Origin of the sequence: Streptosporangium sp. NPDC001681 (assembly GCF_040298085.1) — a bacterium.
Classification (GTDB): domain Bacteria; phylum Actinomycetota; class Actinomycetes; order Streptosporangiales; family Streptosporangiaceae; genus Streptosporangium.
Genome location: NZ_JBEOZN010000019.1, coordinates 17,753 through 44,020, shown reverse-complemented (window position 1 = coordinate 44,020; position 26,268 = coordinate 17,753). Strand labels below are relative to the sequence as shown.

20 protein-coding genes are annotated in these 26,268 nt (G+C 70.0%); 5 read left to right on the top strand and 15 right to left on the bottom strand.

The window, feature by feature from the left end:
- Positions 1–93 precede the first annotated feature (93 nt).
- Positions 94–2,217 carry a prolyl oligopeptidase family serine peptidase gene (locus ABT130_RS11840; protein WP_350954992.1) on the bottom strand — a complete coding sequence of 708 codons (2,124 nt, stop codon included), beginning with the start codon at positions 2,215–2,217 and terminating at the stop codon, positions 94–96.
- Between the two features lie 246 nt (positions 2,218–2,463).
- On the opposite strand from ABT130_RS11840, the gene ABT130_RS11835 reads away from it, so the two are divergent.
- Positions 2,464–3,426 carry a DMT family transporter gene (locus tag ABT130_RS11835; protein ID WP_350954989.1) on the top strand — a complete coding sequence of 321 codons (963 nt, stop codon included), beginning with the start codon at positions 2,464–2,466 and terminating at the stop codon, positions 3,424–3,426.
- A gap of 66 nt (positions 3,427–3,492) precedes the next feature.
- Here ABT130_RS11835 and ABT130_RS11830 read toward each other — a convergent pair whose 3' ends face one another.
- Positions 3,493–4,284 (bottom strand): class II aldolase/adducin family protein, encoded by a 792-nt coding sequence (locus ABT130_RS11830; RefSeq protein WP_350954986.1) that lies wholly within the window; start codon positions 4,282–4,284, stop codon positions 3,493–3,495.
- Positions 4,285–4,649: 365 nt separating this feature from the next.
- Between ABT130_RS11830 and secA2 the strand changes: the two genes are divergently transcribed.
- Positions 4,650–6,851, top strand: a complete 2,202-nt coding sequence (gene secA2, locus ABT130_RS11825) for an accessory Sec system translocase SecA2 (protein ID WP_350955084.1) — start codon at positions 4,650–4,652, stop codon at positions 6,849–6,851.
- 208 nt (positions 6,852–7,059) lie between these two features.
- Here secA2 and ABT130_RS11820 read toward each other — a convergent pair whose 3' ends face one another.
- From ABT130_RS11820 to ABT130_RS11785, 8 genes are all read right to left on the bottom strand, one after another.
- Positions 7,060–7,896, bottom strand: coding sequence for an alpha/beta fold hydrolase (locus ABT130_RS11820; protein ID WP_350954983.1), 837 nt, complete (start codon positions 7,894–7,896; stop codon positions 7,060–7,062).
- A gap of 177 nt (positions 7,897–8,073) precedes the next feature.
- Positions 8,074–9,096 carry an ABC transporter permease gene (locus ABT130_RS11815; RefSeq protein ID WP_350954980.1) on the bottom strand — a complete coding sequence of 341 codons (1,023 nt, stop codon included), beginning with the start codon at positions 9,094–9,096 and terminating at the stop codon, positions 8,074–8,076.
- A 36-nt stretch (positions 9,097–9,132) separates the two neighbouring features.
- The gene (locus tag ABT130_RS11810; RefSeq protein ID WP_350954977.1) at positions 9,133–10,683 is read right to left on the bottom strand and encodes a sugar ABC transporter ATP-binding protein; all 1,551 of its coding nucleotides are present in this window, start codon (positions 10,681–10,683) and stop codon (positions 9,133–9,135) included.
- A gap of 2 nt (positions 10,684–10,685) precedes the next feature.
- On the bottom strand, positions 10,686–11,648 hold the full coding sequence (locus ABT130_RS11805) for a sugar ABC transporter substrate-binding protein (RefSeq protein ID WP_350912589.1): 963 nt from the start codon (positions 11,646–11,648) through the stop codon (positions 10,686–10,688).
- A 410-nt stretch (positions 11,649–12,058) separates the two neighbouring features.
- On the bottom strand, positions 12,059–12,724 hold the full coding sequence (locus tag ABT130_RS11800) for a GntR family transcriptional regulator (protein ID WP_350954974.1): 666 nt from the start codon (positions 12,722–12,724) through the stop codon (positions 12,059–12,061).
- A gap of 7 nt (positions 12,725–12,731) precedes the next feature.
- Entirely contained in the window at positions 12,732–13,301 is a 570-nt protein-coding gene (locus tag ABT130_RS11795) for a VOC family protein (protein ID WP_350954971.1), read from the bottom strand.
- Entirely contained in the window at positions 13,298–13,837 is a 540-nt protein-coding gene (locus ABT130_RS11790; protein ID WP_350954968.1) for a VOC family protein, read from the bottom strand. The genes ABT130_RS11795 and ABT130_RS11790 overlap by 4 nt, the downstream gene beginning before the upstream one ends.
- A complete protein-coding gene (locus ABT130_RS11785) occupies positions 13,834–15,072 on the bottom strand; it encodes an alpha/beta fold hydrolase (protein ID WP_350954965.1) in 1,239 nt (412 codons plus the stop codon). Before ABT130_RS11785 ends, ABT130_RS11790 begins: the two co-directional genes overlap by 4 nt.
- Before the next feature lie 205 nt (positions 15,073–15,277).
- On the opposite strand from ABT130_RS11785, the gene ABT130_RS11780 reads away from it, so the two are divergent.
- The 3 genes from ABT130_RS11780 (at position 15,278) to ABT130_RS11770 (ending at position 19,837) form a co-directional block, all read left to right on the top strand.
- Positions 15,278–17,455: an alpha-ketoacid dehydrogenase subunit alpha/beta gene (locus ABT130_RS11780; protein ID WP_350954963.1), complete on the top strand. Its 2,178-nt coding sequence runs from the start codon at positions 15,278–15,280 to the stop codon at positions 17,453–17,455.
- Between the two features lie 32 nt (positions 17,456–17,487).
- Positions 17,488–18,762, top strand: a complete 1,275-nt coding sequence (locus ABT130_RS11775) for a 2-oxo acid dehydrogenase subunit E2 (protein WP_350954960.1) — start codon at positions 17,488–17,490, stop codon at positions 18,760–18,762.
- A gap of 271 nt (positions 18,763–19,033) precedes the next feature.
- On the top strand, positions 19,034–19,837 hold the full coding sequence (locus tag ABT130_RS11770) for a helix-turn-helix domain-containing protein (protein ID WP_350912574.1): 804 nt from the start codon (positions 19,034–19,036) through the stop codon (positions 19,835–19,837).
- Positions 19,838–19,898: 61 nt separating this feature from the next.
- Here ABT130_RS11770 and ABT130_RS11765 read toward each other — a convergent pair whose 3' ends face one another.
- The 5 genes from ABT130_RS11765 to ABT130_RS11745 all read right to left on the bottom strand — a co-directional run bounded on the left by ABT130_RS11765 (position 19,899) and on the right by ABT130_RS11745 (position 26,255).
- Positions 19,899–21,392, bottom strand: a complete 1,494-nt coding sequence (locus ABT130_RS11765; RefSeq protein WP_350954957.1) for a PepSY-associated TM helix domain-containing protein — start codon at positions 21,390–21,392, stop codon at positions 19,899–19,901.
- Positions 21,393–21,746: 354 nt separating this feature from the next.
- Entirely contained in the window at positions 21,747–22,289 is a 543-nt protein-coding gene (locus ABT130_RS11760) for a hypothetical protein (RefSeq protein ID WP_350954954.1), read from the bottom strand.
- A gap of 282 nt (positions 22,290–22,571) precedes the next feature.
- Complete coding sequence (locus ABT130_RS11755) at positions 22,572–23,627, bottom strand: CU044_5270 family protein (RefSeq protein WP_350954952.1); 1,056 nt, start codon at positions 23,625–23,627, stop codon at positions 22,572–22,574.
- Positions 23,620–24,258, bottom strand: a complete 639-nt coding sequence (locus tag ABT130_RS11750) for an RNA polymerase sigma factor (protein ID WP_350954949.1) — start codon at positions 24,256–24,258, stop codon at positions 23,620–23,622. The genes ABT130_RS11755 and ABT130_RS11750 overlap by 8 nt, the downstream gene beginning before the upstream one ends.
- A gap of 173 nt (positions 24,259–24,431) precedes the next feature.
- On the bottom strand, positions 24,432–26,255 hold the full coding sequence (locus ABT130_RS11745) for a GH39 family glycosyl hydrolase (protein ID WP_350954947.1): 1,824 nt from the start codon (positions 26,253–26,255) through the stop codon (positions 24,432–24,434).
- Between the last annotated feature and the right edge of the window lie 13 nt (positions 26,256–26,268).

Sequence of the window (26,268 nt, the reverse complement as noted above, 5' to 3'; positions counted from 1 at the left end):
CTGTCAGCTGCTGTCACGTTTACCGACCGGTTCCCGGCGAAAACCCGTGGGCCCTCGTTCTCCGTGCCCCACGATGAGCGTTTCCGGCCCGGCTCACCGCGCGGCCCGCGAGGTCACACCGGGCGCCTCGTCCGGCGAGGGCACCGCGACGTCGAGCGCCCAGCAGCAGAAGCTCAGCTCGTCGACGTCCTGTTCGACGAGCGCCGTCAGCGTGGTGCCGCCGCCGTGTCCCGAGGCCCGGAGCGGCAGCAGGAGATAGGGGCCGCCTTCCTTGCCCTCGGACTGGAGCATGGCGACCATCTTGAGCGGATCGTGCGGCGGTGCGACCCGGTCGTTCAACGCCGGCACGAACGCCATCACGGGATAGCGGCGATCGGCTCGGACGTTGTGATACGGCGAGTACCCGGCGAGATAGGCGCCCTCGACGGGATCGTCGGGCGAGCCGTATTCGACGGTCGCCGAGCTCAGGTGGCCGAATCTCGGAAAGTTCAGCATGTCGAGGACGGGCGCGCGGCAGTAGACGGCTCCGAATGCCTCGGGTGCCTGCATGGCGGTGACGGCGACGAGCAGACCGCCGTTGCTGTTGCCGCGCGAGAGGAGCCTGGAGGGTGTCGTGTAGCCCGCCGACTCCAATCGGCGGGCCGCCGCGATGTAGTCGTCAAAGGCGTTCTGCCGCCGCGTCTTGACCGCCCCCTCGTGCCAGGCGCGGCCGTACTCGCCACCGCCTCGCACGTTGGCGAAGGCGAGCACGCCGCCCAGTTTCAGCCAGGCGGCGTTCAGCGCGGAGAAGCGCGGCTCCAGCGGGATGTTGAAGCCGCCGTAGCCGCTCAGCCGCACGGGCCGGCGACCGTCGCGAGGCAGATCCCGGTGATGAACGACGAACATCGACACCCGGGTACCGTCCGGCGACTCGTACCAGTCCTGGTCCGTCACGTACGCGGAGGCGTCCAACCCCACGTCGGGTACGTGGTACGGCGACAGGTGGTCGGCCGCGTAGTCGTACCGGTAGACCGACGGCGGCTGCACGTACGAGGTGAAGTTCACCCACACCTCGTCGCCGCTCCAGGAGCCGCTGACACCGCTGACGATGCCCTCGCCCTCGTTGCGATTCACCGAGCCGAGCCCCGGCAGTGCCAGGTCGCGCAGATAGGCGCCGTCTTCGGCGTGGATGCGCACGCGGTGCGACGCCGCGTGCGAGTAGACGGCGTAGAGCCGGCCACCGATGCCCGTGACCGTCTGCAGCGTGTCCGAGTTCTCCGGGATGAGCGTCCGCCACTCCGTCGGGGCGGTGAGCGGCGCGACACAGAGGCGGCCACGCGGCGCGTCGAGGTCGGTGTGGACGAGCAGGGAGTCGCCGACCACCTGCACCTGGTTGAGAGAGCGCATGACGGGAGCGACCGGCAGGAACGCGTCGTCGGCGAGGCGCAGCAGGTAGACGACGTTGGCGTGCACGTAGTCCCACTTGTACAGCACGGCGAAGCGTCCGCACTCACTGATCCTGACAGAGCACCAGTACTCCTTCTCCTGGTCGTCACCGAAGATCCGGCGGGCCGGCTCGTCCGACCCGAGCCGGTGCTCGTAGACGGCGTTCCAGTGCGCCTCGTCGCCCGCGGGCACCTCGCCCGGCTCGGGACAGGCCGCGTAGAAGAACCCCGACCCGTCGGGTCGCCAGGCCGGTGCCGTGTGGCCCGTGCCGCGAGGCCGGTCGGGAAGGAGCCGCCCCGTCTCGACGTCGAGCACCTGGATCACCGCGTCGTGGGTACCGCCGACGGCCTTCCCGAACGCGACCAGCGCGCCGTCGGGCGACGGCACGGCGAACACCAGCGCCTCGTCGCTCGGCCAGGTGTTGGGGTCGAGCACCGCCTCCAGCGGTGCGCCCCTGCGGCGCCGGAGCATGAGGGAGAGCTTCTCGTCGCCGGCGTCCGCCCGCCAGACGAACTCGCGTCCGAGCGGCCCGGCGGAAATCGGCGGCGACAGCCGCGCGTGACGCGCCGATCGGGACACCGCCGCCCGCAGCCAGTCGCGTCCGGGCTCCGCGCGCAGCACGGAGTGCGTGACGGCCTCCTGCGCCGCGATCCACGCCTGGGTCTCCGCGTCGTCGAGCCGCTCCAGCCAGGCGTAGGGGTCGGCGAACCACCTGCCGTGCAACGTGCGGCCACTGTCCGGATCACGTCGCGTCCCGGGAACCGCCAAGGCCCGGTCCGGCTTCCTTGTCATCTGATCCTCCGCTGGTGCGACCAGCCTGTCGTCGGGAGCTTCGGTGAGCCTGGTTTCCGGGGGCATGCGAATTGAGAATCTACAGAACACCTGGCTAGGGTGGGGCCGTGTTTCTGATCACTGCCCCGCCGACCGCCCGCTAGCGGGCGGCCTCTCTCCTGACGACCGGACCCGAGCGGTCCGGTGGGTGCTTGCCGTCCGCATACGTGCGACCTGACGACGATCACCTCATCTGGAGAGACCTTCATGACGCATGTCTCCGTGCGGCGGGGCCTGCTGTACGTGTCCATCGCGGCGACCGCCTGGGGCACCGGCGGTGCCGCGGGCGCGCTGCTCTACCAGGCGGGCGGGCTCGGCCCCGTCGCCGTCTCCTTCTGGCGGTTCGCCGCCGGAGCCGCCATGCTCCTGCTGGCCGGCCGTCTCCTCGGCCTCGGGGAAACCCGGCCCGCCGGAGACGACCCGGCCCTCGGCGGAACCCGGTCCGCCGGACCACTCACCATCCGAAGGCCCCGGCGCGGGGCCGCCCTCGGGCGGATCCTGGTCACGGGCGTGGCGATGGCCGTCTACCAGACCGCCTACTTCGCGGCGATCGCCGGATCGGGACTGGCCGTGGCGACGGTGGTCACCATAGGCGCCACTCCCGTCCTCGTCGCCGCGGGCGGGCGGCTGCTCCTGGGGGAGCGGCTGGGCGCGGCCGGGCTGGGCGCGGTCACGATCGCCCTGACCGGTCTGGCGATGCTGACCCTCGACGACGGCTCCGCGACCTTCTCCGCGGCCGGCATCGGGTGGGCGCTGCTGTCGGCGGCCGGGTACGCGGGCGTGACCCTGCTCAACCGGGCCTCCTCCGGCGAGCCGTACCGCACCGCCATGGGCGGCTTCGTCGTCGGCGGGCTCTGCCTGCTGCCCGTCGCGCTGGCCCAGGGCCTGCTGCCCTCCGGCGACCCGCTCGCCTCCTGGGCGATCATCGCCTTTCTCGGCACGGTTCCGACGGCGCTGGCCTACGGCCTCTTCTTCACCGGTCTCGCCGCGGTGCGTGCCACGACGGCCTCGGTGATCTCCCTGGTGGAGCCGGTCGGCGCGGCGCTCCTCGGCGTCCTGCTGCTCGGCGAGCGGCTCACCGTGCCGGCGGCGTGCGGCGGTGTCCTGCTGCTCGGCGCGGTCGCCCTGCTCGCCGCGGGCGAGAGGGGAGGCGAGAGGGACACGACCTGAGCCGTACGGGGTCCCCGCGAGCCGCACGACCGTCCCCACGAAGGAGGGCGTGCGGCTCGCGGGCCGTCAGTCGAACAGGTCGGGTTCGGCGGCGACGATCTGGTCGTGCAGCGGCTGGAAGTTGATCCAGCCGACCGTGTCGTTGCCGATCTGGCCGTGGGTGAGCTTGGCGTTCTCGTGGCTGATCTGGACGGTGGGCCCCGCGGCCTTGGCCAGCAGCTGCGCCTGGCACGAGCGCTCCATCGTGATGAACCACCAGGCGGCGGCGTCCACGCTGTCGCCGACCGTGAGCAGGCCGTGATTGCGCAGGATGACCGCCTTGTGCGAGCCGAGGGCCTGCGCGATGCGGCGGCCCTCCTCGGTCTCCACCACGACCCCGGTGTAGTCGTCGAACAGGCCGTGGTCCTCGTAGAACGCGCAGGCGTCCTGGGTGAGCGGCTCCAGCAGCGTGCCGAGCGAGGACAGCGCCTTGCCGTACACCGAGTGGCTGTGCGCGGCGGCGACCACGTCCGGGCGGGCCTGGTGGACCATCGAGTGGATCGCGAACGCGGCCTGGTTGACGTGGTAACGGCCCTCGACCACCTGACCCTCGTGGTTGACCAGGATCAGATCGCTGACCTTGATGTGCTTGAACGACATGCCGAACGGGTTCACCCAGAAGTGGTCCAGGTGCTCGGGGTCGCGGACCGTGATGTGTCCGGCCACGCCCTCCTCGAAGCCGAACCTGCCGAACAGCCGCAGCGCGGCGGTCAGGCGCTCCTGGCGGTGGCGGCGCTCCTCGGCGACGGTCTCGAACTTCTGCGGCAGCCGGAAGGCGAGCTGGTCTGTGGGAACGGGCTGCAGGTCGGACAGGCTCATCGTGCCTCCAGGGCGGTCGTCGTTTCCGCGGCGGTCATCGTATGTTCGGTGGTCGTCGTACGTTCGGCGGTCTCACAACCTTCGTGCCGATCATCGGGGATGTCCACGCCTCCCCGGCAGAGAATAAGTCCGATTTATTACGCTATGACATACAAACCGCCGATAAATCTGTATCTTGCGTCATCCGCTGGGCCGGTGACCTGGCGCCTCGGCGTCCCACCGGCCCGATGTCCGCGGCGAGCCGCCTGCCGCTTCCGAGGCCTCGCGAACCCGCTCCGATCCATGAACAATCGATCTTTGCACCACAATGTGCGAAGAGACGGAACGCGAGCCCGTAAACGGGCGTTGGAGGAGACGTGGCCTCGATAACTCAGCTCTTCAGGCGCTTCCTCGAACGCCCCGGCACCATCGACCTGTCGAAGTTCGAGCGGGTCGTGGCGGATGCCGGGACCCGCGAGGAGCGGATCCGCGCGCTCGACGAGGTGCCCACGCCCTCGGTCGACGACCTGGCGGAGTTCTGCGCGATCGTCAGGGAGGCCGCGCGCCGCACGCTCGACCTGCGGCCGTACGACGTGCAGCTGGTCGGCATGCTGGCGATGCTGTCGGGAAACGTCGCGGAGATGGCGACCGGCGAGGGCAAGACCCTGTCCGGTGCGATGGCCGCCGCCGGATACGCCCTGCAGGGCAAGCGGGTCCACGTCATCTCGGTCAACGACTACCTGGCCCGGCGTGACGCCGAGTGGATGGGCCCGCTGTACGAGGCGCTCGGCGTCTCCTGCGGCTGGATCGGGCAGAGCTCCACGCCCGAGGAGCGCAGGGCGGCGTACGCGGCGGACGTGACGTACGGCTCGGTCAGCGAGATCGGCTTCGACGTGCTGCGCGACCGGCTGAGCACCCGGGTGGAGGACCTGATCGTGCCCGCGCCGGCCGTGGCGGTGGTCGACGAGGCCGACTCCGTGCTGGTCGACGAGGCCAGGGTGCCGCTGGTGCTGGCCGGGGCCGCCGACCCCGGTGACGCGGTGCCGGAGATGGCGGCGCTGGTCAGGCAGCTGGTCAAGGGCTACCACTACGAGCTCGACGATCAGGCGCGCAACGTCCACCTGACGACCAAGGGCATCGACACCGTCGAGCAGGCGCTCGGCCTCGACCTCTACGACACCCCCGCCACGCTGACGGAGGTCAACCTCGCCCTGCACGCGCACGCCCTGCTGACCAAGGACGTCGACTACATCGTCCGGGACGGCAAGGTGCACCTGATCAACCCGTCGCGGGGCCGGGTGGCGCTGCTGCAGCGCTGGCCGGACGGCCTGCAGGCGGCGGTGGAGGCCAAGGAGGCGCTGTCGCCCTCGGAGACCGGCGAGATCCTCGACTCGATCACCGTCCAGGCGCTGATCACCCGCTACCCGGAGAAGTGCGGCATGACCGGCACCGCGGTCGCGGTCGGCGACCAGCTGCGGGAGTTCTACGACCTCAAGGTGGCCGTGGTCTCCTCCAACCGGCCGTGCGTGCGGACCGACGAGCCCGACCGGCTCTTCGAGTACCGGATGGAGAAGGACCTCGCGCTGGTCGAGGAGATCGCCGAGGTGCACGCCACCGGCCGGCCGATCCTGATCGGCACCATGGACGTGGCCGAGTCCGAGCGCCTGGCGCTGACCCTGAGCGGCCGAGGGCTGGAGTGCGTGGTCCTCAACGCCAAGAACGACGCCGAGGAGGCGGCCATCATCTCCCGGGCCGGGGAGCGCGGCGCGCTCACCGTCTCCACCCAGATGGCCGGGCGCGGCACCGACATCCGCCTCGGCGAGGGCGTCGACGAGCTCGGCGGCCTGTACGTCATCGGCTCGGGCCGGCACACCAGCAGCCGCCTGGACGACCAGCTCCGCGGGCGCGCCGGCCGTCAGGGCGACCCCGGCGGCTCGGTCTTCTACGTCAGCGGCGAGGACGAGCTGATCGCCCACTACGTCGCCGACGAGTACGCCAAGGGCGTGCCCGAGCACTCCCTGGTGGGCCACGCCCAGCGGGTCGCCGAGGGCGTCAACATGGAGATCCACCGCAACACCTGGCGCTACACCCGGCTGCTCGAACGCCAGCGCGGCCAGTTGCTGGAGCGCCGCGACCGGGTCCTGCGCGAGCGGGTGGCCGGCGAGGCCCTGGCCTCGGCCGCTCCCGAGCGATGGTCGGAGCTACAGGAGAGCGTCGGCGAGGAGGTGCTCCACGAGGCCGCCCGCCAGATCGTGCTGTTCCACCTCGACCGCGGCTGGGCCGACCACCTGGCCTACCTGGGGGAACTGCGCGAGGGCATCCACCTGCGGGTTCTCGGGCGGCTCAACCCGATCGACGAGTTCCACAAGGACGCGGTCCCGGCCTACCAGCGCCTGCTGGCCGAGATCGAGTCACGCTCGGTCGAGACCTTCGAGACCGCCACGGTGACCGCGGACGGCCTCGACCTCGACGGCGCGGGCCTCAAGCGCCCCACCGCCACCTGGACCTACCTCGTCCAGGACAACCCCTTCGGCACCGAGTGGGACCGCATCCTCAACCGCCTCACCACCAAGGTCCGCCACCGCTGACCACCCGGCCGAGCTCATCCATGTGACGCATCTCGGGCCGGCCGTTCCAGGAGGCCGGTCCGACGAAGCCCGGCCTCCACCTCCTCCTTGGAGAAGGTGCGTCCCGACGCCAGATCGGCGAGCCCTTCGCGGACGGCCGTCATCGTTTCGGCCGAGGCGCGTCCTGCCCTACGTCCCGCGCCACCTGCTCCACTGTTGAGGGAAACTCCTAGCCGGGCTTCTCCACCTGGTCGAGGAAGTCGAGAACGCGGGGCAAGACCACGTCCGGCGCTTCCAGGATGGGGCTGTGACCGATCTTCTCCAGGCGCCACAGGGTGGCGTTCGGCAGGTGCTCGACCATTTCGTCCTGCCACGGAACGGGACGCGGCTTGTCCTCCTCGCCGGAGACGATGAAGACGGGCACACTGATCTGCGGAAGCAGGTGCACGGCGGTGCCGCGTTCGATGACACCCGCCATCGCGGGGCGCAGGGTCTTGGGAACCTCGGCGATCCGTGACTTCCACAGCTCGACGACGTCCCGCTTGGCGGGGTCGTTGCGGGTGGTGACGCCGAACATGATCTCCATGGTCTCCTGGAGCACGTCACCGACGAAGCCCTGGCGGCCGACGTTGTCCACCCACTCGCGGAAGACCACCAGCTGATCGGCGGGCTCGGAGCAGGCGGACGAGCCGAGGGTGACCATCGACTTGACCAGCCCAGGCCGGGCCACCGCGAGCCGGAAGCCCACGTCACCGCCCATGGACTGCACGAGCAGGTGCACCTGCTCCAGGTTCAGGGCTTCGGCCAGTGCGATGACATCGGCGGTGACCGTGTCCAGATGAACGAAGTCGCCCTCCGCCGCCGCACTCTTGCCCTGACCGCGGAAGTCGGGGCGGATGACCCGGTACTTGCCGGCGGCCGCGTCCTTGAAGCCCTCGAACATGCGGCCGTCGAGGAACAACGAGTGGAGGGCCAGGACAACGGGAAGATTCTCCTCTCCGGTGTCGCGGACGAAGAGCTCCGTTCCGTTGACCTTGATCCTCTTCTCGGTTTCAGTGCTGCTCATGGTGGTGCCTCTCGCAACTTGGGAATGGAAACGGGTACTCATGCCCGGGGCAGGCAGGCGTCGAGGAAGGCGGCAGCGGACTCAAGGGCCGCACCAGGGGTTCGAGATCCGGGAGGCGGGTAAGCGCCGCGCGGATCGCGGCATGACATCGGCTTTCGCACAGACGAGCGGGGCGCGTCAGCGTCGTACCGAAGCGAGCAGGATGCGACGGCTGGTGCTGCTCAAGGCGGTGGCGGCCACCAGGATTCCGCCCTGGAAGAGGAACTGGACATAGGACTGGGCGCCCAGCAGGGACAGCCCGTTGAAGGTGACGGTGACGATGAGGACGCCCACGAGCGTGCCCAGGATGTGAAAGTCGCCGTCCCTGAGCACGGACGCGCCGAGGAAGACCGCGGCGAACGCGTTCAGCAGGTAGCCGTCACCGGCCGTGACCTGTCCGCTGCCGATGCGCGCCGACAGCACGATGCCTGCCAGGCCCGCGCACAGCCCGCAGATCACAAAGGCGATCACGGTGATGCGGGCAACCCGTACGCCGGCCATCCGGGCTGCCACCTGATTGGCGCCCACCGCCTGCATGTGATGCCCCAGCAGCGTGAAGTTCAGCGCGACCCACAGGCCGCCCAGTACCAAAGCCGTAAGGATGATGGGGGTGGGGATGCCCAGCACCGAGGCACGCGCGATGTCGGTGAAGGGGCCGGGCTCGAGCGTGATGGGTGTGCCGTTGGAGTAGGCGTAGTTGATGCCCAGCAGCATGGTGCTGGTGCCCAGGGTGGCGACGATCGGGTTGATGCGCAGGTGCGCGACGAGCAGCCCGTTGACCAGCCCGATGGTTCCGGCGGCCACCAGGGCGAGCAGCATGGCGGCGAACCACGGAAGACCGCTGCGCTCCAGGAAGCCGACCGCGAGGATGCCGGACAGGCTCACCACGGAGGCGAAGCTGAGGTCGAACTTGCCCGCCACCAACGGCAGGGTGAGGCCGCCGGCGACGATGGCCAATGTGGCGCTCTGGTTGAGGATGTTCAGCAGATTCTGGCCGGTCAAGAACGTCTGCGGGCTGGCCGCGGTGAAGCCGATCAGGAGCAGGACGAGGACGGCGGGGGTTCCATACCTGCCTGTCAGAACCAGCGCGCGCTGTGCTGTGCCCGGTGCGGCCCCCGGCTCAGCCGACGGCTTCGCGGCTTGTTCGATGGTGCCTTCCATGGCGGGTTCTCCAGTTTCTTGATCGCGCGACGTGGATTACGCGTAGCAGAGGTGCAGCATGTTGGGGACGGTGATCTCACCGGCTGTCAGCTCGCCGACGATGCGGCCTTCGGCCATGACGAGCACGCGGTTGCACTCAAGGAGTTCTTCGAACTCCGAGGAGATGACGAGAACGGCGGATCCGGACTCGTTGGCCTCGCGGATCCGGTGGTAGATGTCGGCGCGCGAGCCCACGTCCACGCCGCGGGTGGGTTCGTCCAGGATGAGGATCTTCGGGTCGGTGGCCAACCAGCGGCCCATGACGACCTTCTGCTGATTTCCACCGCTGAGGCCCACGACCGGCCGGCGGGCATCCGCCGTCTTGATCCCGAGGGTGCGGCAGGTGTGGTTCGCCGCGGCCCGGGACGAGCGGGGCCGGATGAGCGGCAGCCACTTGCCGATGCGCCACCGGTCCCACACCGTGATGTGGAGGTTGTCCTCCACCGAATGCGTGAGGAACAGCGCCTCGGAGCGCCGCTCCTCGGGGACATAGGCGACGCCCCGGGTGATGGCGTGGGGAATGGAGCGGGGCCGGTACGGCTTGCCGTCCAGGGTCATCGTGCCGCTGTCGGGGCGATCGGCACCGAAGATCAGCCGTGCCAGTTCCGTACGCCCGGAGCCGACCAGGCCGGCGATGCCGACCATCTCGCCCTCGTGAAGCGTGAGGGATACGTCGCGCACGCTCCGGCCGCGGCTCACGCCCTGGAGGTGCAGGGCGAGGCGAGAGTGCTCGGTCGCCTCGAAGGCCGTGGCCCCGGCGCCGGGCGTGATGTCGTGGCCGACGATGGCACGTACGACGGCTTCGCGGGTGATCTCCGCTCGGGGCAGCGCCAGGGATACCGATCCGTCCTTGAAGGCGGTGACCCGGTCACAGACGGCCGTCACCTCGTCGAGCCGGTGGCTGATGAACACCACGGCCACGCCGGAGGCGGCCAGCTCGCGCGCGACCTCCAACAGCTTGGCCGCCTCCTGGGCGTCCAGGGACGCGGTCGGCTCATCCATGGCGATGAGGGCACGGTCCTCCACCAGCGCCCGCGCGATGGTGACGAGCCATTGCTGGTGAACGGTCAGTTCGGAGACGGGGATGTCGAGCGGGAAGTCGATCCCGACTCGACGGGCAGCGCGAAGCACCGCGCCGGGCACGCCACTGAACCGGCGCAGTGCCACCATCGAGCCCTGGTGGCTGCCGAGCATGATGTTCTGCGCTCCGGTGAAGGAGTTCACCAGGTTCAGCTCCTGGTGGATGAAAGCGAGTCCGAGGCCGACCGCGTCGACGGGGCCGTGGACGTGGGTGATCTCACCGTCGACCAGGATGTCGCCCGCGTCGGGCTGCTCCAGACCGGCCAGACAGCGGATCAGCGTGGACTTGCCGGCGCCGTTCGCTCCGACGAGCCCGTGGATCTCACCGCGCCGGAAGGAGACGTCGACGCCGCGGAGCGCGCGGATGGCTCCGTATGCCTTCGCCAGTCCCCGCACCTGGACCAGGGGCGCCGCCTGGCCGAGCGGCGCCGGCTCCCCGGTGCCGGGCACCGTCGCTGCTGTCGTCATGACTACTTCCTCAGTTCGGGATGGTCTGCCAGGAAGCCCTCGACGTTGGACCTGTCAATGATCTTGTAATCGCCGTCGATCTCGACCGGCTCGAAGTCGTTGGGAGCCGCCCAGTACTTCTCCAGCAGCCGGGCGATCTCACGTCCCTGGGATGGTCCGTCGATCCACTGGGTCGCGGTCAGCTTCCCCGCCTTGACCAGGGACAGCGCCTCGGCGGTGCCGTTGAGACCGTAGCTGTTGACATCGGTGCGGCCGAGCTGCTGCAGGGCCGCGACGGCGCCGGTGGCCGGGTCGTCGAAACAGGCCCACACGGCGAGCCTGTCGCCCTTGGGGTGTGCCTGCGCCCAAGCCTGCGTCGCCTTGTCCGCCGATTCGACCTGCCCGGGGATGGTGATCTGCCGGGCGTCCACCTTGATGTCCGTCTTCGCCACGGCCTCATCGAGCGCCTTCTCACGGCGCTGGCAGGGCAGTCCCGGGCGATAACCGAGGGCCAGCAATGCCCCCTTGCCCTCCAGGTCGTTCACCACCCGCTCGGCCATCGGCTGACCGATCGACACGTCTGCGGCGATGGGCACGCCCGGCCCGAGGCCGCCTCCCCAGTTGGCCACGGGAATTCCTGCGGACTGCGCCGAGGCGACTCCCGAGGCGAGTGCGTCGGTGGGGAACACGGAGATGGCGATCGCGTCGACCCCCTTGGTGGCCAGGTTGGTCAACGCCGTGTTGGCGGAGTCGACGCTGCCGTTGGCGTCCACCTCGGTGATCTCCCAGCCCTTGCTCTTGCCATAGGCGGCAATGGCGTCGAGAGCGCTGTTGGCGTAGACATCCGATCCGGAGAAACGGATCAGTCCCACGGTTTTGGCATCCGCCCCACCGGCGTCGGCCGTTCCGGCGGCGCAGCCAGCAAGAACGGCGGTCAGGCCGACGGAGGCGGCGAGGGGACGTATGACGGTTGTGCGGCGTTTCACGGCGCGCTCCTTCGTGAAGGCGCGGAGTCGGTGTGCGCGACGGCGAGGGTGGGACTCTGCGGCCTGCTGGTGTGAGTTTTCTGAGGGGGGAGCCCGGGGGGCGCGTTCTCGTCCGTGGGCTGGGTGGGCCAGGAGCGACAACGCCGGCGGAGGAGATCCGCTGCTTATCGAGATCACCATGAATGGATCCATATACGAGGATCCTTTAATGGCTCTAAGATTCCCTCTGGAATCTGGCCACGTCAACCCATAGGCAGAGGTTGAGCATATTGCGATTAGATAACGTGATTCAGTTTATGGATCCACAGAATGGGACCGGCGAGGTGCATCCGGGCACCCCGAAGAAGGGGACCGCCCCTGGTGCGGCCCGCCCGGAAATGAACGGAAGATATGTCAGCCGATCGGCGTCTTCACCCGGCGAACAGTTCGGGGTGCAGCGACAGCGCCAGCCGTGTCCGGCGGATATGCCCTGCCAGGAAGCGTTCGGCGTCGATGGGATCGCCTCGCTTGATCGCCTCTATGATCAGCCGGTGCTCGAAGTTGATCAGTTCGTGCCCGGCCGGATCGATGAGATGGGCGTAGGCCCGCCGGTAATGCTGAGTCGTGTTCCAAAAGCGCCGGACCATCGTGAGCAGATGATCAATGCGGCAGCCCGAGTAGGTAATCAGATGGAATTCTCTGTCGAGGATGAGGAAATGGTCGACGTCATGGTTCGTCTCGATCTCATGCTGAATTTCATCCAGCCGTGCGAAGTCGTCTGAAGTGAGATTCGGCATTGACTCGCTGAGGGCGAGAGGTTCTACCCGCTCTCTCAGCTTGTAGGTCGCCTGGCACTCAGCCAGGTCCATCTTGGAGACCCAGGCCCCGCTGTTCGGTTTGAGGACGACCAGGCCTTCGGCCTCCAGAATCCGCAGGGCCTCGCGGACCGGCAGCCGGCTGGAGCCGAAAGACGCGGCGACCTCTTCTTGCATGATCCTCGCGCCCGGGGCGAGGTCCCCGGAGAGGATCTGCTTGCGCAGTGTGTCGGCGACCCTCTGGCTGGCGACAGAGGACGGTCCGTCGAGGCCTGGCGGCATTGTCTTCCTAACGTGACAGGTGATCCGGCATCTCAGGTTGCCACAACCTCACTCCCTGGCCCCCGCTCCGATCAAGCGCCTTCTCGTACGCCTTGCCGTGGGGGAAGGAGACAAGCTCCAGCTGCATGCCCCAGGGGGTGAGGAAGTACACCCAGCGCTGCCCCTCGCTCGGGCCGGTGCTGTCGGTCGGCTCCCCCAGGACGGTCACGTCGTACGCCTGCAGGTGCGCCACGGCCGCGTCCAGGTCCTGGACGTAGAAGGCCAGGTGATGGCCGCCTATATCGCTGTTGCGGGGCGGGGTCGGGTGCTGGTCCGGAGACTCGTACTGGAACACCTCGAAGTTGGGACCGTTGGCGCAGCGGAAGAAGCCCAGGCGGTGCATCACCGCTCGTGGATGGACGTTGAGATTGTCGGCCATCCACGTGCCGTCGGACCGGAAAGGGCCCAGGGTGTAGACCAGTTCGCATCCGATGACCTCGGTGAAGAACCGGGTGGCCGCGTCCAGGTCGGGCACTGTGAAACCGACGTGCTCGACCCCTGCCAATCCCGGCAGGCCGCGGCTGCCGACCGGACTCACCGCCGCCCCCGGGGCAGCGGCTCGGACGGCCTGCGGCGCTTGGGGACCTCGATGGCCTCGACGATCAGGCCAACGCTGTCCTGGGTGTCGAAGTAGGCGAACCCCCCGTCGCCGCCCTGCCCGTACCCGCTGCCGGACTGCAGCAGAGCGACACCACTCGCCGTCACCTCGCGGATGGTCTTCTCCGCGGACGGAACCCGGAAGCCCAGGTGGTGAAGGCCGTAGCCGTGCTCACTGATCCACTCCGTGTAGATGCTCGGCCCTTCGAGCGACTCGATCAGTTCGACCTGCGGGGCGCTTCCGGTGAGAGCGACCCGCATCCGGAACCTGCCCGGCTCGCCACGGTAGGCCAGGTGGGGAACGGTGTCGGGCCCGTAGGTGTAGATGAGCCAGTCGTCCTTTCCCAGCAGCGCCGACCAGGTGGCGACGCCTGCCGCCAGGTCGGGTACGAGGATGCCGACCTGGGCCACCGGCAGACCCGCCAGGGGCGCCGGCAGCACAGCGGGATCCGGGAGGCCGGCCGAGGGACCGCTCATCGCAGGGTCTCCCGCACGAAGTCGCGCACCGTCTGGTTGAACTCGACGGGGTTCTCGATCATCGGGTAGTGGCCGGTCCCCTCAAGGACCGCGATCTGACTGCCGGGGATACGGCCGGCGACCTGCTCGACCATTTCCTGCGGGACCAGCCAGTCCGCGTCGCCGCGCAACAGCAGCACCGGGCTCTCGATCCGACCGACCTGATCGCGGCGGTCGAAGCCGGCGTAGCCGGTGAGATCTGCGGCGATCACCTCCGGGCAGACCCTGCGCAGTTGCCACACGACCTCGCGGGCACGGTCGGGCGGGGTGCGGTGGCCGGTCATGGAGCGGGACCAGCCTTCCAGGATCTGCGGACCGTTCAGCAGCAGCATCTCCAGCAGCGTGTCGCTGACGGTCGGGGTGTAGTCGGAGCCCTCGGCCGAGATGACGGCGCGGTAGAAGTCCGGCCGCCGGGAGGCCAGTTCGAGGACCATGTTGCCGCCCATCGAGCACCCTACGATGACCGGGTTCCGTAGGCCGAGAGCTTCGATGAACGCCTCGTTGAAGTCGGCGTGGTCGCTGATGTCACGGAAGGCGCCGCCGGCCGGTTCGAGGGTCTTGCCGTGGCCGGGAGCGTCGATGGAGATGACGCGGAACTCGTCGGACAGTCCCTCCACGACGTGGCGGTACATCAGGGTGTCCTGGCCCGCCGCATGGATACAGACGATCGGGATGCCCTCACCGGCCTCCTCGTAGTACGTCCGCAGACCGTTGACCTCGATATAGCGCCCGGTGAGGACGGTGTGGCGGCCCGTCTCGGGGTCGGGAGAGTAAGGCCCGGGCTCGGCTGCGGGCCTGCCGGCTTTGGACAGCGCGCCGAGCAGACGCCACATGGCCTTGACGTTGCGCATGGCGGCGATCCCGTCGCCCTCCACGGTGATGCGGCCCAGCCCCGGCGAGGTGCCCTCGAACCAGTCGGTCCGCCCGTCGATCACGCGGCGCCACTCCGCGTCCGGGGCGACGATGGTGATGTCGGCTCCCTGCGGGTGAGGTCCCTGCCGCACAGAGACGACCCGCCCGTCGCGGGTGTCCACCGTCCAGGAGCTGTGGTCACTGCGGAACTCGATGCGGGCGGGGAAGTACCTGGCCGCCTCCGCCCACTGGGAGTCCGCGTTGAGTTCGGTTCGAACCGCCTCCCACCAGGACTCCTGCTCAAACTCCTTGAGGTCACCGGGGCCGCTCGGTGTCTTCGCCATGACCATCCTCCATTGGATCCATGTTTCTTAAACGTAGACCTTCACGCTCCAAACGAGGCCAGTCAATGCCCATGCCTGTAATGCTTATGTAACACATTGATAACGTGACCTTGCATGTGGATCCATTCGACGGGACTGTGGGACAACCGCAAGAGCTGGGTGTTCGAGCCCGGCCGAGCCATGTGCTCATGTCTTGGAGGCGTCCGTGCCCACACACAAGAAGCTCAGCCCAGCTGCCCCCTGGGTCGAGGTCGTCGCGACGAAGAAGGACTGGGACGCTGCCGATCCAGCGCTGCTCATCTCGATGTTCACCCAAACGCTCCTCATCAGGACCTTCGAGGAATACGTCCTCTCCCTCGCGTCCCAGGGCCTGGTACACGGGCCCGCCCACTCCAGCATCGGCCAGGAGGGCGGCGCTGTCGGCTCGGTGCTCACGCTCACCGGCAGCGACTACGTCAACGGCTCACACCGTGGGCACCACCAGTTCCTCGCCAAGGCACTCGGCTACGTGGCCGCCGACGGCATCGACCTCAGGGCCCCTCTGCCGGACGCGGTCCGCACGGTGCTCTCCCGCAGCCTGTCGGAGATCTGCGGCCTCGCTGACGGGTTCTGCCGCGGGCGCGGCGGATCCATGCACCTGCAGTGGCGCGAGGCCGGCGCCATGGGCACCAACGCCATCGTGGGCGGCGGTGTTCCCCAGGCCGCCGGATTCGCCTGGTCGGCCCGGCATGCCGCCACGGACGCGGTCTCCGTCTCCTACTTCGGTGACGGTGCGGTCAACATCGGCTCCGTCCTGGAGACCCTCAACCTCGCCGGGGCCTGGCATCTCCCGGTGTGCTTCTTCATCGAGAACAACCAGTACGCCGTCTCCACACACGTCAACGAGGTCACCGCCGAACCGCGGCTGTCCGCACGCGGGCCGGCCTTCAACATCCCCAGTTGGCGCGTCGACGGCATGGATCCCCTCGCCGTGTACCTGGCGACCGGCGAAGCGGTCGCCCACATGCGGGCGGGCGGGGGCCCCACGGTCGTGGAGGCCGACGTCTACCGCTACTTCCACCAGAACGGCCCCTTCCCGGGCAGCGCCTTCGGCTACCGCAGCAAGGAAGAAGAGCAGGAGTGGCGGGAGCGGGACCCGCTGGCGCTCATCACGTCCCATCTGCTGCGCCGCGGCATCCTCACCGAGACGGAGACGGCCCGGTGCACGGAACGTGCCAAGGCCGAGATGGAGGCTGTCGCAGGTGAACTCCTCGAGCCGGTGCCCGGGGGAAAGCCCGGCCGGCGGCAGATCAAGCCGCACCTGTGGCCGGACCCCGATTTCCGGGATGTGGGTGTTCGCGGAGACCTCAGCGAGTTCGAGGGGGTACGGACCGCCGATCTCACCTCCTTCCGGGGAAAGCTGAAGGAGCGCAAGTTCATCGACGCGGTGGCCGAGGTCATGGGCCGGCGCATGGCCGAGGACGAACGGATCGTCGTGCTCGGGGAGGACGTCCACCGTCTCAAGGGCGGTACGAACGGCGCCACCCGCGGCCTCGCCGAGGCGTTCCCCGAACGCGTTCTCGGCACGCCCATCAGTGAGAACGCCTTCGCCGGTCTGGCCGGCGGCATCGCGCTCGAGGGGCGCTACCGGCCGGTCGTGGAGTTCATGTACGCGGACTTCATGTGGGTCGCCGCCGACCAGCTGTTCAACCAGATCGGCAAGGCCCGGCACATGTTCGGAGGCAGCAGCGACGTTCCCCTCGTCCTGCGCAGCAAGGTCGCCATGGGCACCGGATACGGCTCCCAGCACTCCATGGATCCGGCCGGGATCTTCGCCACCGCTCCGGGCTGGCGCATCGTCGCGCCTTCCACGCCTTTCGACTACATAGGCCTGATGAACAGTGCGCTGCGCTGCAACGACCCCGTCGTCGTCCTGGAGCATGTGGACCTCTACCCGACCACGGGACAGACCCCGGCGGAGGACTTGGACTTCTGCCTGCCGGTGGGGAAGGCCGCCGTCAGGCGGACAGGTTCGGACCTCACCGTGCTGACCTACCTCGCCATGACGAACTACGTCCTGGAGGCCGTGGAGAGCAGCGACATCGACGTTGAGGTGATCGATCTGCGCTGGCTGGACCGGGCGAGCATCGACTGGGACACCATCGGCATGAGTATCCGCAAGACCAACAACGTCCTGATCGCCGAGCAGGGAGCCGTCGGCACCTCCTACGGCGGCTGGCTGGCGGACGAGATCCAGCGTCGCTTCTTCGACTGGCTGGACCAGCCCGTCCAGCGGGTCACCGGAGGTGAAGCGTCCCCGAGCATCAGCAAGGTGCTGGAGCGGGCCGCCATCGCCCAGGCCGACGAGGTCACCGCACAGCTCAAGAAGATCACCGGTCGCTGAACCGCCGACATCTACGCACCACGGAGGAAACCATGGCTGAGCTACTCCGCATGCCGGAGGTCGCGGCCGGTTCGACAACAGCGGTCCTGTCCGGCTGGCCCGTCCCCGAGAGCACCTCGTTCCGCGCGGGCGACGCGGTCGCGACCGTCGAGACCGACAAGGCCGAGGTGGACGTTCCGGCCCACGCGGACGGAACCCTGATCAAGGCGCTCGTTCCCAGCGGTACCGAGGTCGAGGTAGGCAGCCCGATCGCGGTCATCGCCGCGCCGGGCGAAGATGTGGGTGACCTCGACCGCCTTCTCGCCAAGCTCGGTGTCACGGAACCGGTTCAGGCCAAGCCGGTCGTCCGGCGGGAGGTTCCCGGGACGGAGCAGACCGCGTCACCGAACCTCACCGCCCGGCCTGAGGACAGGCGGACCTTCTCCAGCCCGTTGGCCCGCCGGCTGGCCCGCGACGCGGGTATCGCCATCGGCACCATCACCGGAACAGGGCCGGGAGGGCGAGTCACGCGGGACGATGTCAACGCCGCGATCGCCGCCCGGACACCGCGGCCCGCCGGCCCCGCTCCGGCTCCGGCCTCCGAGTCCCCCGGCGCGCCCCGAGCCGCCGCGTCCGGCGCCGACGCGGCGTACGACGTGATTCCGCACTCACGGATCCGGCAGGCCATCGCCGGCAGGCTGACGCAGAGCAAGCAGAGCGCCCCCCACTTCTACGTCAAGGGACAGGTCCGCGTCGGTGAGCTCCTCGCCCTACGGCAGCGGATCAACACGGACGGCGGGGTGAAGATCTCCGTCAACGACCTGCTCATCAAGGCCATTGCCGCGGCTCACGTCCAGGTGCCCGAGATGAACGCCGTCTGGACGACTGACGCGGTGCGCCGTTTCCACACCGTTGACGTAGCGGTCGCCGTCGCCACGGACGGCGGGCTGGTTACCCCCGTGCTGCGGGGTGTCGAGTCACTGTCCCTGTCGGCTGTCTCCGCCCAGGTCCGCGCCTTCAGTGAGCAGGCCCGCAACGGCACGTTGCGCCAGAGCGACCTGGAGGGAGGTTCGATCACCATCAGCAACCTCGGCATGTACGGGGTCGAGGAGTTCAGCGCGATCATCAATCCGCCACAGGCTGCCATCCTGGCCGTCGGCACGACGACCCGGACACCGGTTGTCGCCGAGGACGGCGGCCTGGAGGCAGCGGAGGTGATGACGCTGACTCTCTCCGCAGACCACCGGCCCGTGGACGGCGTGTTGGCGGCACGGTGGTTCGCCGCTCTGCGGGAGAGCATCGAGAAACCGGTCCGGCTGATGCTCTGAAAGATGCCCGCTCCGCCCCGGCCGAGGCCCCCGGGGCGGAGCCCCAGGTGTGAACGTCGATCGCCGGACCGGAAACCGGCGCGGCTCATGTGGTGTGTCGGTCAGTCACCGTGGCCGATGACGGCGGTGACGCGGATCTCGACGCGCATCCTCGGGTCGCCGAGGGCCGGAACACCGAGCGACGAGGAACGCGGCTTCCGCCTCCGCATCATGAAAAGCGTTACGTACACAGTAATGCTTTTGCTGATCATCACCGGTTATCGTGAGCTGCATGACCACCACCAGCACGTCCCGGCCGGTAGGTGAGCTTCTGCGCCAGTGGCGGGAGCGCCGGCGAATGAGCCAGATGGACCTGGCGATCCAGGCGGACATCTCCACCCGGCATCTGAGCTTCGTGGAGACCGGAAGGTCCAAACCGAGCAGGCAGATGATCCTGCACCTCGCCGAAGAGCTGGAACTCCCCCTCCGCGAGCGCAACCACCTGCTGCTCTCCGGCGGTTTCGCACCGCTCTACTCGGAGACACCGCTCAACTCCCCGCACATGGCGTCCGTACGCGAGGCGCTGGGGCAGGTGCTCAGCGGGCACGAGCCGTACCCGGCGGTGGTCGTCGACCAGCGCTGGAACCTCATCGACCGCAACCCCGCCACCGGGCTGCTGCTGCGCGGGGTCGCGCCCGAGCTGCTGGTCCCCCCGGTCAACGTGCTCCGGCTGAGCCTGCACCCCAAGGGCATGGCGCAGCGGATCATCAACCTGGGCGAGTGGCGGGCCCACCTCCTGCACCGGCTCCGCCGCCAGATGAGCCTCACCGCCGACCCCGACCTGGCCGCGCTCTGGCGGGAACTCGACGACTACCCCTGCGACCAGCCGGAACCCGAGATAGACCGGCCCGGCCCCGGTCACATCGTGATCCCCCTCAGGCTCCGCCGAGGCTACCGGGAGCTGGCCTTCTTCAGCACCATGGCCACCTTCGGCACCCCGCTGGACATCACCGTCGCCGAGCTGGCCATCGAGGCGTACTTCCCCGCCAACCCCGAGACCGCCGCCTACCTGCAACACCAGCACCACCCGGACTGACCCGGGTGGTGGAAGGCGTACGCGGGGGTGCGGCACGCGCCCGCACCGCACCCCCGCGACCTCAGCCGGAGACCCCGGCTCCGGACCTGTCGGCACCGGACTCGTCGGTGCCGGACTCGTCGGTGCCGGGCTCGTCGGCGCCCGACCTCCCCGCGCGCGACGCCGCGATCCTGGCGAGGACGACGTCGATCACGAGGAAGGCCAGCAGCGAGATGCCCAGCAACGGGAGGAACACGCCCACGGCGATCACCACGGCCGCCAGGGGAAGGATCACGACCAGGGGCAGCCTCCGCAGGCCGCCGCGCCGGTAGGGGGCGCCGAAACCCCGGGTCGGGCGGCGCAGCCACCACATGCGGTAGCCCCACACGATGACCGAGATCAGTGCCACTGCCAGCACGGCCAGCAGGATCTGGTTGACCAGGCCGAACAGCACGCCCATGTGCCCGTCGATGCCCCACCGGATCAGCTTGGCCACCACGGGGAAGTCGTCGAAGCGCAGCTCGGCGGTCACCTGGCCGGTGGTGGGATCGACCGCCACCTGGTCGTTGCGCTGCGGCCAGAGGCGGTCCATCTCCTTGACCACGTACGAGCTCCCCGGCTCGGACGACGGCCAGACGACCTCCAGGGGCCCGGACAGGCCGCTGCCCGCCGCCGCCCGGACCACCTGGTCGGCGTCGACGCCCTGGGTGCCGCCTCCCCCGTGACCCCCGGCGGCGTGGTCACCGTGGCCGCCGGAGGAGGGCATCGACGGGGTGGACCAGCCGAACGAGGTCTGCAGCACGTCGACGTTGGCTCCGGCGTACTTCGACCAGGTCAGGCCGGTGGCCGACAGGGCGAGCAGGCCGATCAGCGCCCACAGGCCGACCGAGCCGTGCCAGGAGAGGGTCCTGCGCAGGCCGCGGGCGCCGCGCTCGGGCGCGACGACGCGGCGCAGCCGCTGCCCTGCCCGGCGGCGACGGGTCAGCCAGAGCACCAGCCCGCCGAGTCCGACCAGCCAGAGCCAGCTGGCGGCCATCTCGCTGTAGACGCGTCCCGGCTCGCCCAGGTGCAGGTGACGGTGGAGCTGGGAGATCCAGGTCCGCACGGGCAGGGCGCCCGAGCTGCCGTAGCTCTCCAGGGCGCCCCGGACCTGACCGGTGTACGGGTCGACGAAGACCGCCAGGCGGGTGCTCTCCGCGAGGCCTGGCACGTCGAGCAGTACCCGGGTCGTCTGACCCGGCTCGTCGAAGGTCCGCACGGCTCCGAGGGTTCCCTCGGGGTGCGCGGCGGTGGCGGCGGTGATCTGTTGTGCCAGCGGCACCTTCTGCTGCCCCTCCGGGACGGGGACGGTCAGCTCGTGGGCGTGGACCACCTGCTCCAGCTGGAAGGAGGCCGCGTACAGCAGGCCGGTCACCGCCGCCACCAGCAGGAAGGGCGCGACGAGGAGGCCGGCGTAGAAGTGCAGGCGAAGCAGGAGCGAGCGCAGCGTCGCCCAGGTGGAGGGCGTGCGGGGGGTGGACGGTGTGGACGGTGTGGACGGCCCAGCCTCGGGCTGGAGCTCGACGTTCGACGTCATGGAGGTTCTCCGTTCGCAGGGAACGCGCGCACCGACAGGTACGCGTCACCGCGGTGTGGGGTTCGGTTCGACGGTGCGGGTCCGGTTCGCCGGGACGGCCGCCGCGAGAGCGTGACGGCATCGGGGCAGCAGACCGGGAGGGCACTGCGAGAGCCGGGCTCGCCACCCCGGGCGGGGTGGCGGGACGCCGGCTCACCGCCCGGGAAGGGCGCGAGGGAGTTCGGGCCGATCGGCCATGGTGGGACCCGGGTTCACCGTCCGGGAAAGGCGCGACGGCTCACAGTCCGGGAACACGCGGTGTCCGGAGTCGCGTGCCCGGCGGGCACGACGGCGTCCGGGCGCGCGGGCCCGATGTCAGATGGCGAGCGGAAGCGCGGGCGGCCCGCGACGTGACACCGCGGCGGCGAGCAGCCGGGTGCGGAGCGGCACCCGGTCGTCGGGCGCGGCGGGCGGGGCGACGCGGCAGGCGACGGGCGCGCGCCACACCAGCAGGGTGAGGACCGAGGCGAAGAGCAGGAACACGAGCATGGCCAGGCCGCACTCCCCCCGCTCCAGCCAGTGGGCGGACAGCAGCGCCATCACGGCGTGCACCAGCAGCATGAACACACCCGCGTACAGGCCACCGGTACCGTGCTCGTGCCCGGTCACCGGTGTGACCTCACCGGAGGTGAACCACAGGTGCATGCCGTACTGCGCGGCGAAGCTCGCCCCGAGCAGCATGCCGAAGCCACGCTGCCGCCGGGCGAGGAGGAAGGCGCCCGCCGCGGTCGGCGGCACCGCCCAGACCAGCACGCCCGGCCCGACCGGGCTGCCTCCGGCCAGCACGTGCATGGCCAGCGACGCCGTCACGCACACGACCGCGAACACCGCGGCGCGCAGGAGGCGGAAGGCGTGCATGGGGTAATGGTGACAGAAACCAGTGCCTTCGCCATACCCCCGATTCGTAGTAAAAGTGTGGATTTGTACCACTCGGTGGGCGCGTCACGATCGTGTGGTCCGGTGCCGCTCACCTGCGGGGCCCCGGATGCCCTCGGTGCTCGCGTATGGGACACCCGCGGGAGCGCGAGTGCCTGTGCCTGTGCCTGTGCCTGTGCCTGTGCCTGCCGTCATGGTCTCCGGAGCCCCGCACTCTCGGCTGCCGGAAGCGCGGGGCCGCCGGAGAGGGCGGCACGGCCCCGGCTATCGGGCGACCTTGGGCGCGTGGTCGGCCACCTCGACCTTCAGCAGCGCCGTCGAGGTCAGCACGCTGCCCACCGGGGCCCCGGCCCTGGCCGCGTCCACCACGACGACGCGCTCGCCCAGGTACAGGTAGGTGACGGGGTCGAAGATGTACTCGTGCCGCACCCCGCCCTCCCGGTTGGCCATGGCCGCCGCGACCCCCGTGCGTCCCGCCGCGTCCTTGACCCCGTCGACGGTCTCGACCCCGGGGATCGTGCCGGTCGCCGCGAAGAGCGCGGCCCGCTGGGCGGCCGGCAGGTACGCCTGCGTGATCATCGAACCGACCCGCCCCCAGGCCTCGTAGTGATCGAGGGGTCCCCCGGACAGACCGGTGTAGAGGTGCTCGCGCATCCCCGCGGGGTCGGTGGGCAACCGGCTCAGGTGGGCGTAGTCGGTGCGCAGGTGGTCGGGACGGATGTCGATGCCGTCAAGTCTCGACGGCTCGCCCCCGCCCCCCGCCCGTCGCCTGGCCTCGGCGGGCAGCGGCTCTCCCGGGTAGGGCTCCGGTTCCAGGTGCCTGACCGACATGACCCCCTCGACCAGGGGAGAACCCTCGACCGGCAGCCAGAGCTTGATCATGCTGCGGTCGAGGTAGCGGCCCTCCTCCAGCTTGACCGGAAACATGGCCTGCGACTCGTAGACGAGGAACTGGCCGGGCCTCGGGTGCAGCTCGTCCTGCCGGCTCGCGGTGTCGGCGGCGCGCCGGAGGACCTCCACCACCGCCACGGGCGCCACCCGGACCGCCGATTCCGACGAGGGGAGCGAACGGGCGCCGACAAACGCGACCCCGGTGACCGCCATGGCCGCGGCTCCCAGTGCGAGGCTGGTACGGAGGTTCGCCCGAAGGCTCACCGGACGGCCCGGCAGGCGGCCCGTCCGGCGACCGGAACGGGCGGGCGGCGCCGTGCCGGGAGCGGCGATCTCCGACAGCAGCCGCCGCTCCTCGGCGCGCAGCTCCGGCGCTCCCGGCCGGGGCACTTCCGAGCGCAGCCGGTTCAACTGGGTCATCTCATTCATGGACGGATTCCTCGCTGACAGACGTGGGATCGACTCCGCCGAGTTGCCTGCGTACCTTGCTCCGGGCGCGGTTGACGCGCGAGCGGACCGTGCCCACCGGGATGCCCAGCGACTGGGCGGCCTCCGAGTAGGTCAGGCCACCCCACGTCACCAGCAGCAACACGTCCCGGTGGCCCGAGGGCAACCTCGCCAGGGCGGCCGCCAGGCTCCGCCGTACCGCACCGGCGCTCAGCCGCTCGTCGCTGCGCTCGGTGAACGGGACGGTCACCGGATCGACGCCGGTCCGTTCGAGAACGCGCAACTGCCGCACCTCGACGCGCCGGTGCCGCCTGATCAGGTTGGTCGCGATGCCGTACAACCACGGGCGCGCGCTGGGCTGGGACGGGTCGTAGCCCTCCCGCCCGCGGAACGCCACCAGAAAGGTGTCCGCCACCACGTCCTCCGCCGCGTCGACCCCCAGCCGCCGGGTGACGTAGCGCTTGATCTCCGGCGCGTGCCGGTGGAAGACCTCGGCGAACGCCTCGGGCTCCCGCCGGGACCGCTCGATGAGGGAGGCGTCGTCGATCCCCGCCCCCTCGTCGGGGAAAAGGACCGCGCCGACCTCCGTCCCGGTCCGGCTCGTCTCGCTCATATCCGGCCTCTCGGCTCTCGGTCAGGACACCCGTTGTTGCCTCCCCGGGCGCTCGCGGTTCCCGAAAGCGGCACGGCGATCCCGCCGGGAGTGAGATGACCGGGCCCCGCCCCGGCACACGCCCCTCGGAACGCGCGGAACCTCACCGGCGGCCGGATGTACTCGCGCCCCCGTCACGCCGGGGTGAACTCCAGGTAGGAGACGGCGGGCATGGGCAGCGTGAACTCCAGCCGCAAGGTCCCATCCTCCGCGTGGACGGTACGGGCGGGTTCCAGCTCGTCCAGGCTGTTCGCGGTGTGGAGCCGTTCCCACTGCTCGCCCTCGGGCCAGTCCGCGCCCCCGCCGATCTCCGCCCAGACCGCCCGTATGTTGGAGTGCCTCTCGTCGATCCGGTGGTGGCTGACCGCGTACTTCCCCGTGGCCAGTCCCTCGACGGTGAGGGTGACCTCGCGCGACAGGATCTCCTCGCCGTCGGCTCTGTCCTGGTCGAGGGTGCCGTTCCACACCAGCACCCCGACGACGCCGGTGGCCGAGCGCGCCGCCCACGCCTCGACTCCCGCGACGTCGCCGGTGGCCGAGCAGGCGAGCTCGTCCGCGCCCAGCCGGTCGGCCAGGGTGAGCGCGAGATAACGGGGCTTGCGCAGGTTGCCGACCGTGAGCAGGCCGAACCCGCCGTGGAAGAGTGCCGGTGGGCGGCCCAGCTCCTCGAAGTGGTCCGAGGCCACCCAGTGGGCCAGCGCGTCCACCCGTCCGGCCGCCGACCTCATCCCGTGCAGCAGGAACGCCGCCCCGAACGGCCCGTCGCCGATGCCGTGGAAGTGGGTGGGGGTCGGACCCCACTCCGTCCACCAGATCGGCGTGCCCTCGCGGCCGTGCCGTTCCAGGACGGGCCGCCAGTCGAGCGGGGCGTTGCCGTAGGTGTGGGTGGAGACGAAGTCGAGCGCCGCGCCCGAGGCGTCCACGTGGTCGATCAGCTCCTGGACCCAGCCGTTGGCCGCCGACGACGGGCCGCCGACGCGGATGTCCGGGTGGACGTCCTTGACCGCCGCCGCCGACACGTCGTACAGCCGGAAGAACTCCTGTGGCGTACCGCTCCAGAAGACCTCCAGGTTGGCCTCGTTCCACACCTCGAAGGCCCAGTTGTCGACCACCTCCCGCAGGCCGTACCGGTCGACGAGGTGCCGGGTGAGGTCGCGGACCAGGTCGCCCCACCGGTCGTAGTCCCTGGGCGGTGAGATGATCGCCCCGTAGCCGAAGACCGTCTTCGACGGGTCGGCGGCCAGGTCGCGCGGCATGAACGACAGCTCCACGATCGGCCGCATGCCGAATGCGGTGATCGTGTCGTAGACCTCGTCCACCCGGGTGAAGTCGTGCACGGGCTTCCCGCCGTCCTCCCGGTAGACGCCGAGGTCGTCGCAGAGGATCGCGTGGGCGCGCACGGTCTCGACGCCGAGCTCCTCCCGCATCGTCCGCAGGGCCTCGGTCAGCTCGGGGCCGATCGGGCGCCCGCCCACGGTGTCGGCGGACAGCATGTACGACAGGTGCTCGGAGCCGATCATGTACTTCCACGGCCTGGGCAGGGGCCGCGTGCTCGCTGAGGCGTCGACCCGCAGGGCCGCCGCGCCCGGCTCGGCGAGCGGCGCGGCGAACACCGGTCCGGCGAAGGGGCCGGTCCGCTCCACGGTGGTGATGGCGGCGACCCGGTACCAGGCGGGTTCCCCGAGCGTGTCGACGTAGCGCGGATCCGGCACGGCCGGTACGTCGACGTCGCGCTGCTTGGTCGAGGTGTACGGCCCCTCCTCGGCGGGCGCGCGGTGGACGATGTAGCCGATGGCCCCGGCCACCGGTTCCCAGGTCAGCGTGACGTGCCCGCCTCCGCTGTCGGCGCGCAGGTCGCGGGGGGCGGCGACCTCGACCCGTCCGGCCGCGGTCACCTCCCCCGACGCCTTGTGGATGCGGGCCTGCCAGTCTCGGCGTGCGGCATCGGCCGTGCTCATGGATACGTCTCCC

What these genes read in the sequence shown, in the direction of transcription:
- ABT130_RS11840 (WP_350954992.1), bottom strand. Translation starts at nt 2,217, where the DNA reads ATGACAAGGAAGCCGGACCGGGCCTTGGCGGTTCCCGGGACGCGACGT.
- ABT130_RS11835 (WP_350954989.1), top strand. Translation starts at nt 2,464, where the DNA reads ATGACGCATGTCTCCGTGCGGCGGGGCCTGCTGTACGTGTCCATCGCG.
- ABT130_RS11830 (WP_350954986.1), bottom strand. Translation starts at nt 4,284, where the DNA reads ATGAGCCTGTCCGACCTGCAGCCCGTTCCCACAGACCAGCTCGCCTTC.
- ABT130_RS11820 (WP_350954983.1), bottom strand. Translation starts at nt 7,896, where the DNA reads ATGAGCAGCACTGAAACCGAGAAGAGGATCAAGGTCAACGGAACGGAG.
- ABT130_RS11815 (WP_350954980.1), bottom strand. Translation starts at nt 9,096, where the DNA reads ATGGAAGGCACCATCGAACAAGCCGCGAAGCCGTCGGCTGAGCCGGGG.
- ABT130_RS11810 (WP_350954977.1), bottom strand. Translation starts at nt 10,683, where the DNA reads ATGACGACAGCAGCGACGGTGCCCGGCACCGGGGAGCCGGCGCCGCTC.
- ABT130_RS11800 (WP_350954974.1), bottom strand. Translation starts at nt 12,724, where the DNA reads ATGCCGCCAGGCCTCGACGGACCGTCCTCTGTCGCCAGCCAGAGGGTC.
- ABT130_RS11790 (WP_350954968.1), bottom strand. Translation starts at nt 13,837, where the DNA reads ATGAGCGGTCCCTCGGCCGGCCTCCCGGATCCCGCTGTGCTGCCGGCG.
- ABT130_RS11785 (WP_350954965.1), bottom strand. Translation starts at nt 15,072, where the DNA reads ATGGCGAAGACACCGAGCGGCCCCGGTGACCTCAAGGAGTTTGAGCAG.
- ABT130_RS11775 (WP_350954960.1), top strand. Translation starts at nt 17,488, where the DNA reads ATGGCTGAGCTACTCCGCATGCCGGAGGTCGCGGCCGGTTCGACAACA.
- ABT130_RS11770 (WP_350912574.1), top strand. Translation starts at nt 19,034, where the DNA reads ATGACCACCACCAGCACGTCCCGGCCGGTAGGTGAGCTTCTGCGCCAG.
- ABT130_RS11765 (WP_350954957.1), bottom strand. Translation starts at nt 21,392, where the DNA reads ATGACGTCGAACGTCGAGCTCCAGCCCGAGGCTGGGCCGTCCACACCG.
- ABT130_RS11760 (WP_350954954.1), bottom strand. Translation starts at nt 22,289, where the DNA reads ATGCACGCCTTCCGCCTCCTGCGCGCCGCGGTGTTCGCGGTCGTGTGC.
- ABT130_RS11755 (WP_350954952.1), bottom strand. Translation starts at nt 23,627, where the DNA reads ATGAATGAGATGACCCAGTTGAACCGGCTGCGCTCGGAAGTGCCCCGG.
- ABT130_RS11750 (WP_350954949.1), bottom strand. Translation starts at nt 24,258, where the DNA reads ATGAGCGAGACGAGCCGGACCGGGACGGAGGTCGGCGCGGTCCTTTTC.
- ABT130_RS11745 (WP_350954947.1), bottom strand. Translation starts at nt 26,255, where the DNA reads ATGAGCACGGCCGATGCCGCACGCCGAGACTGGCAGGCCCGCATCCAC.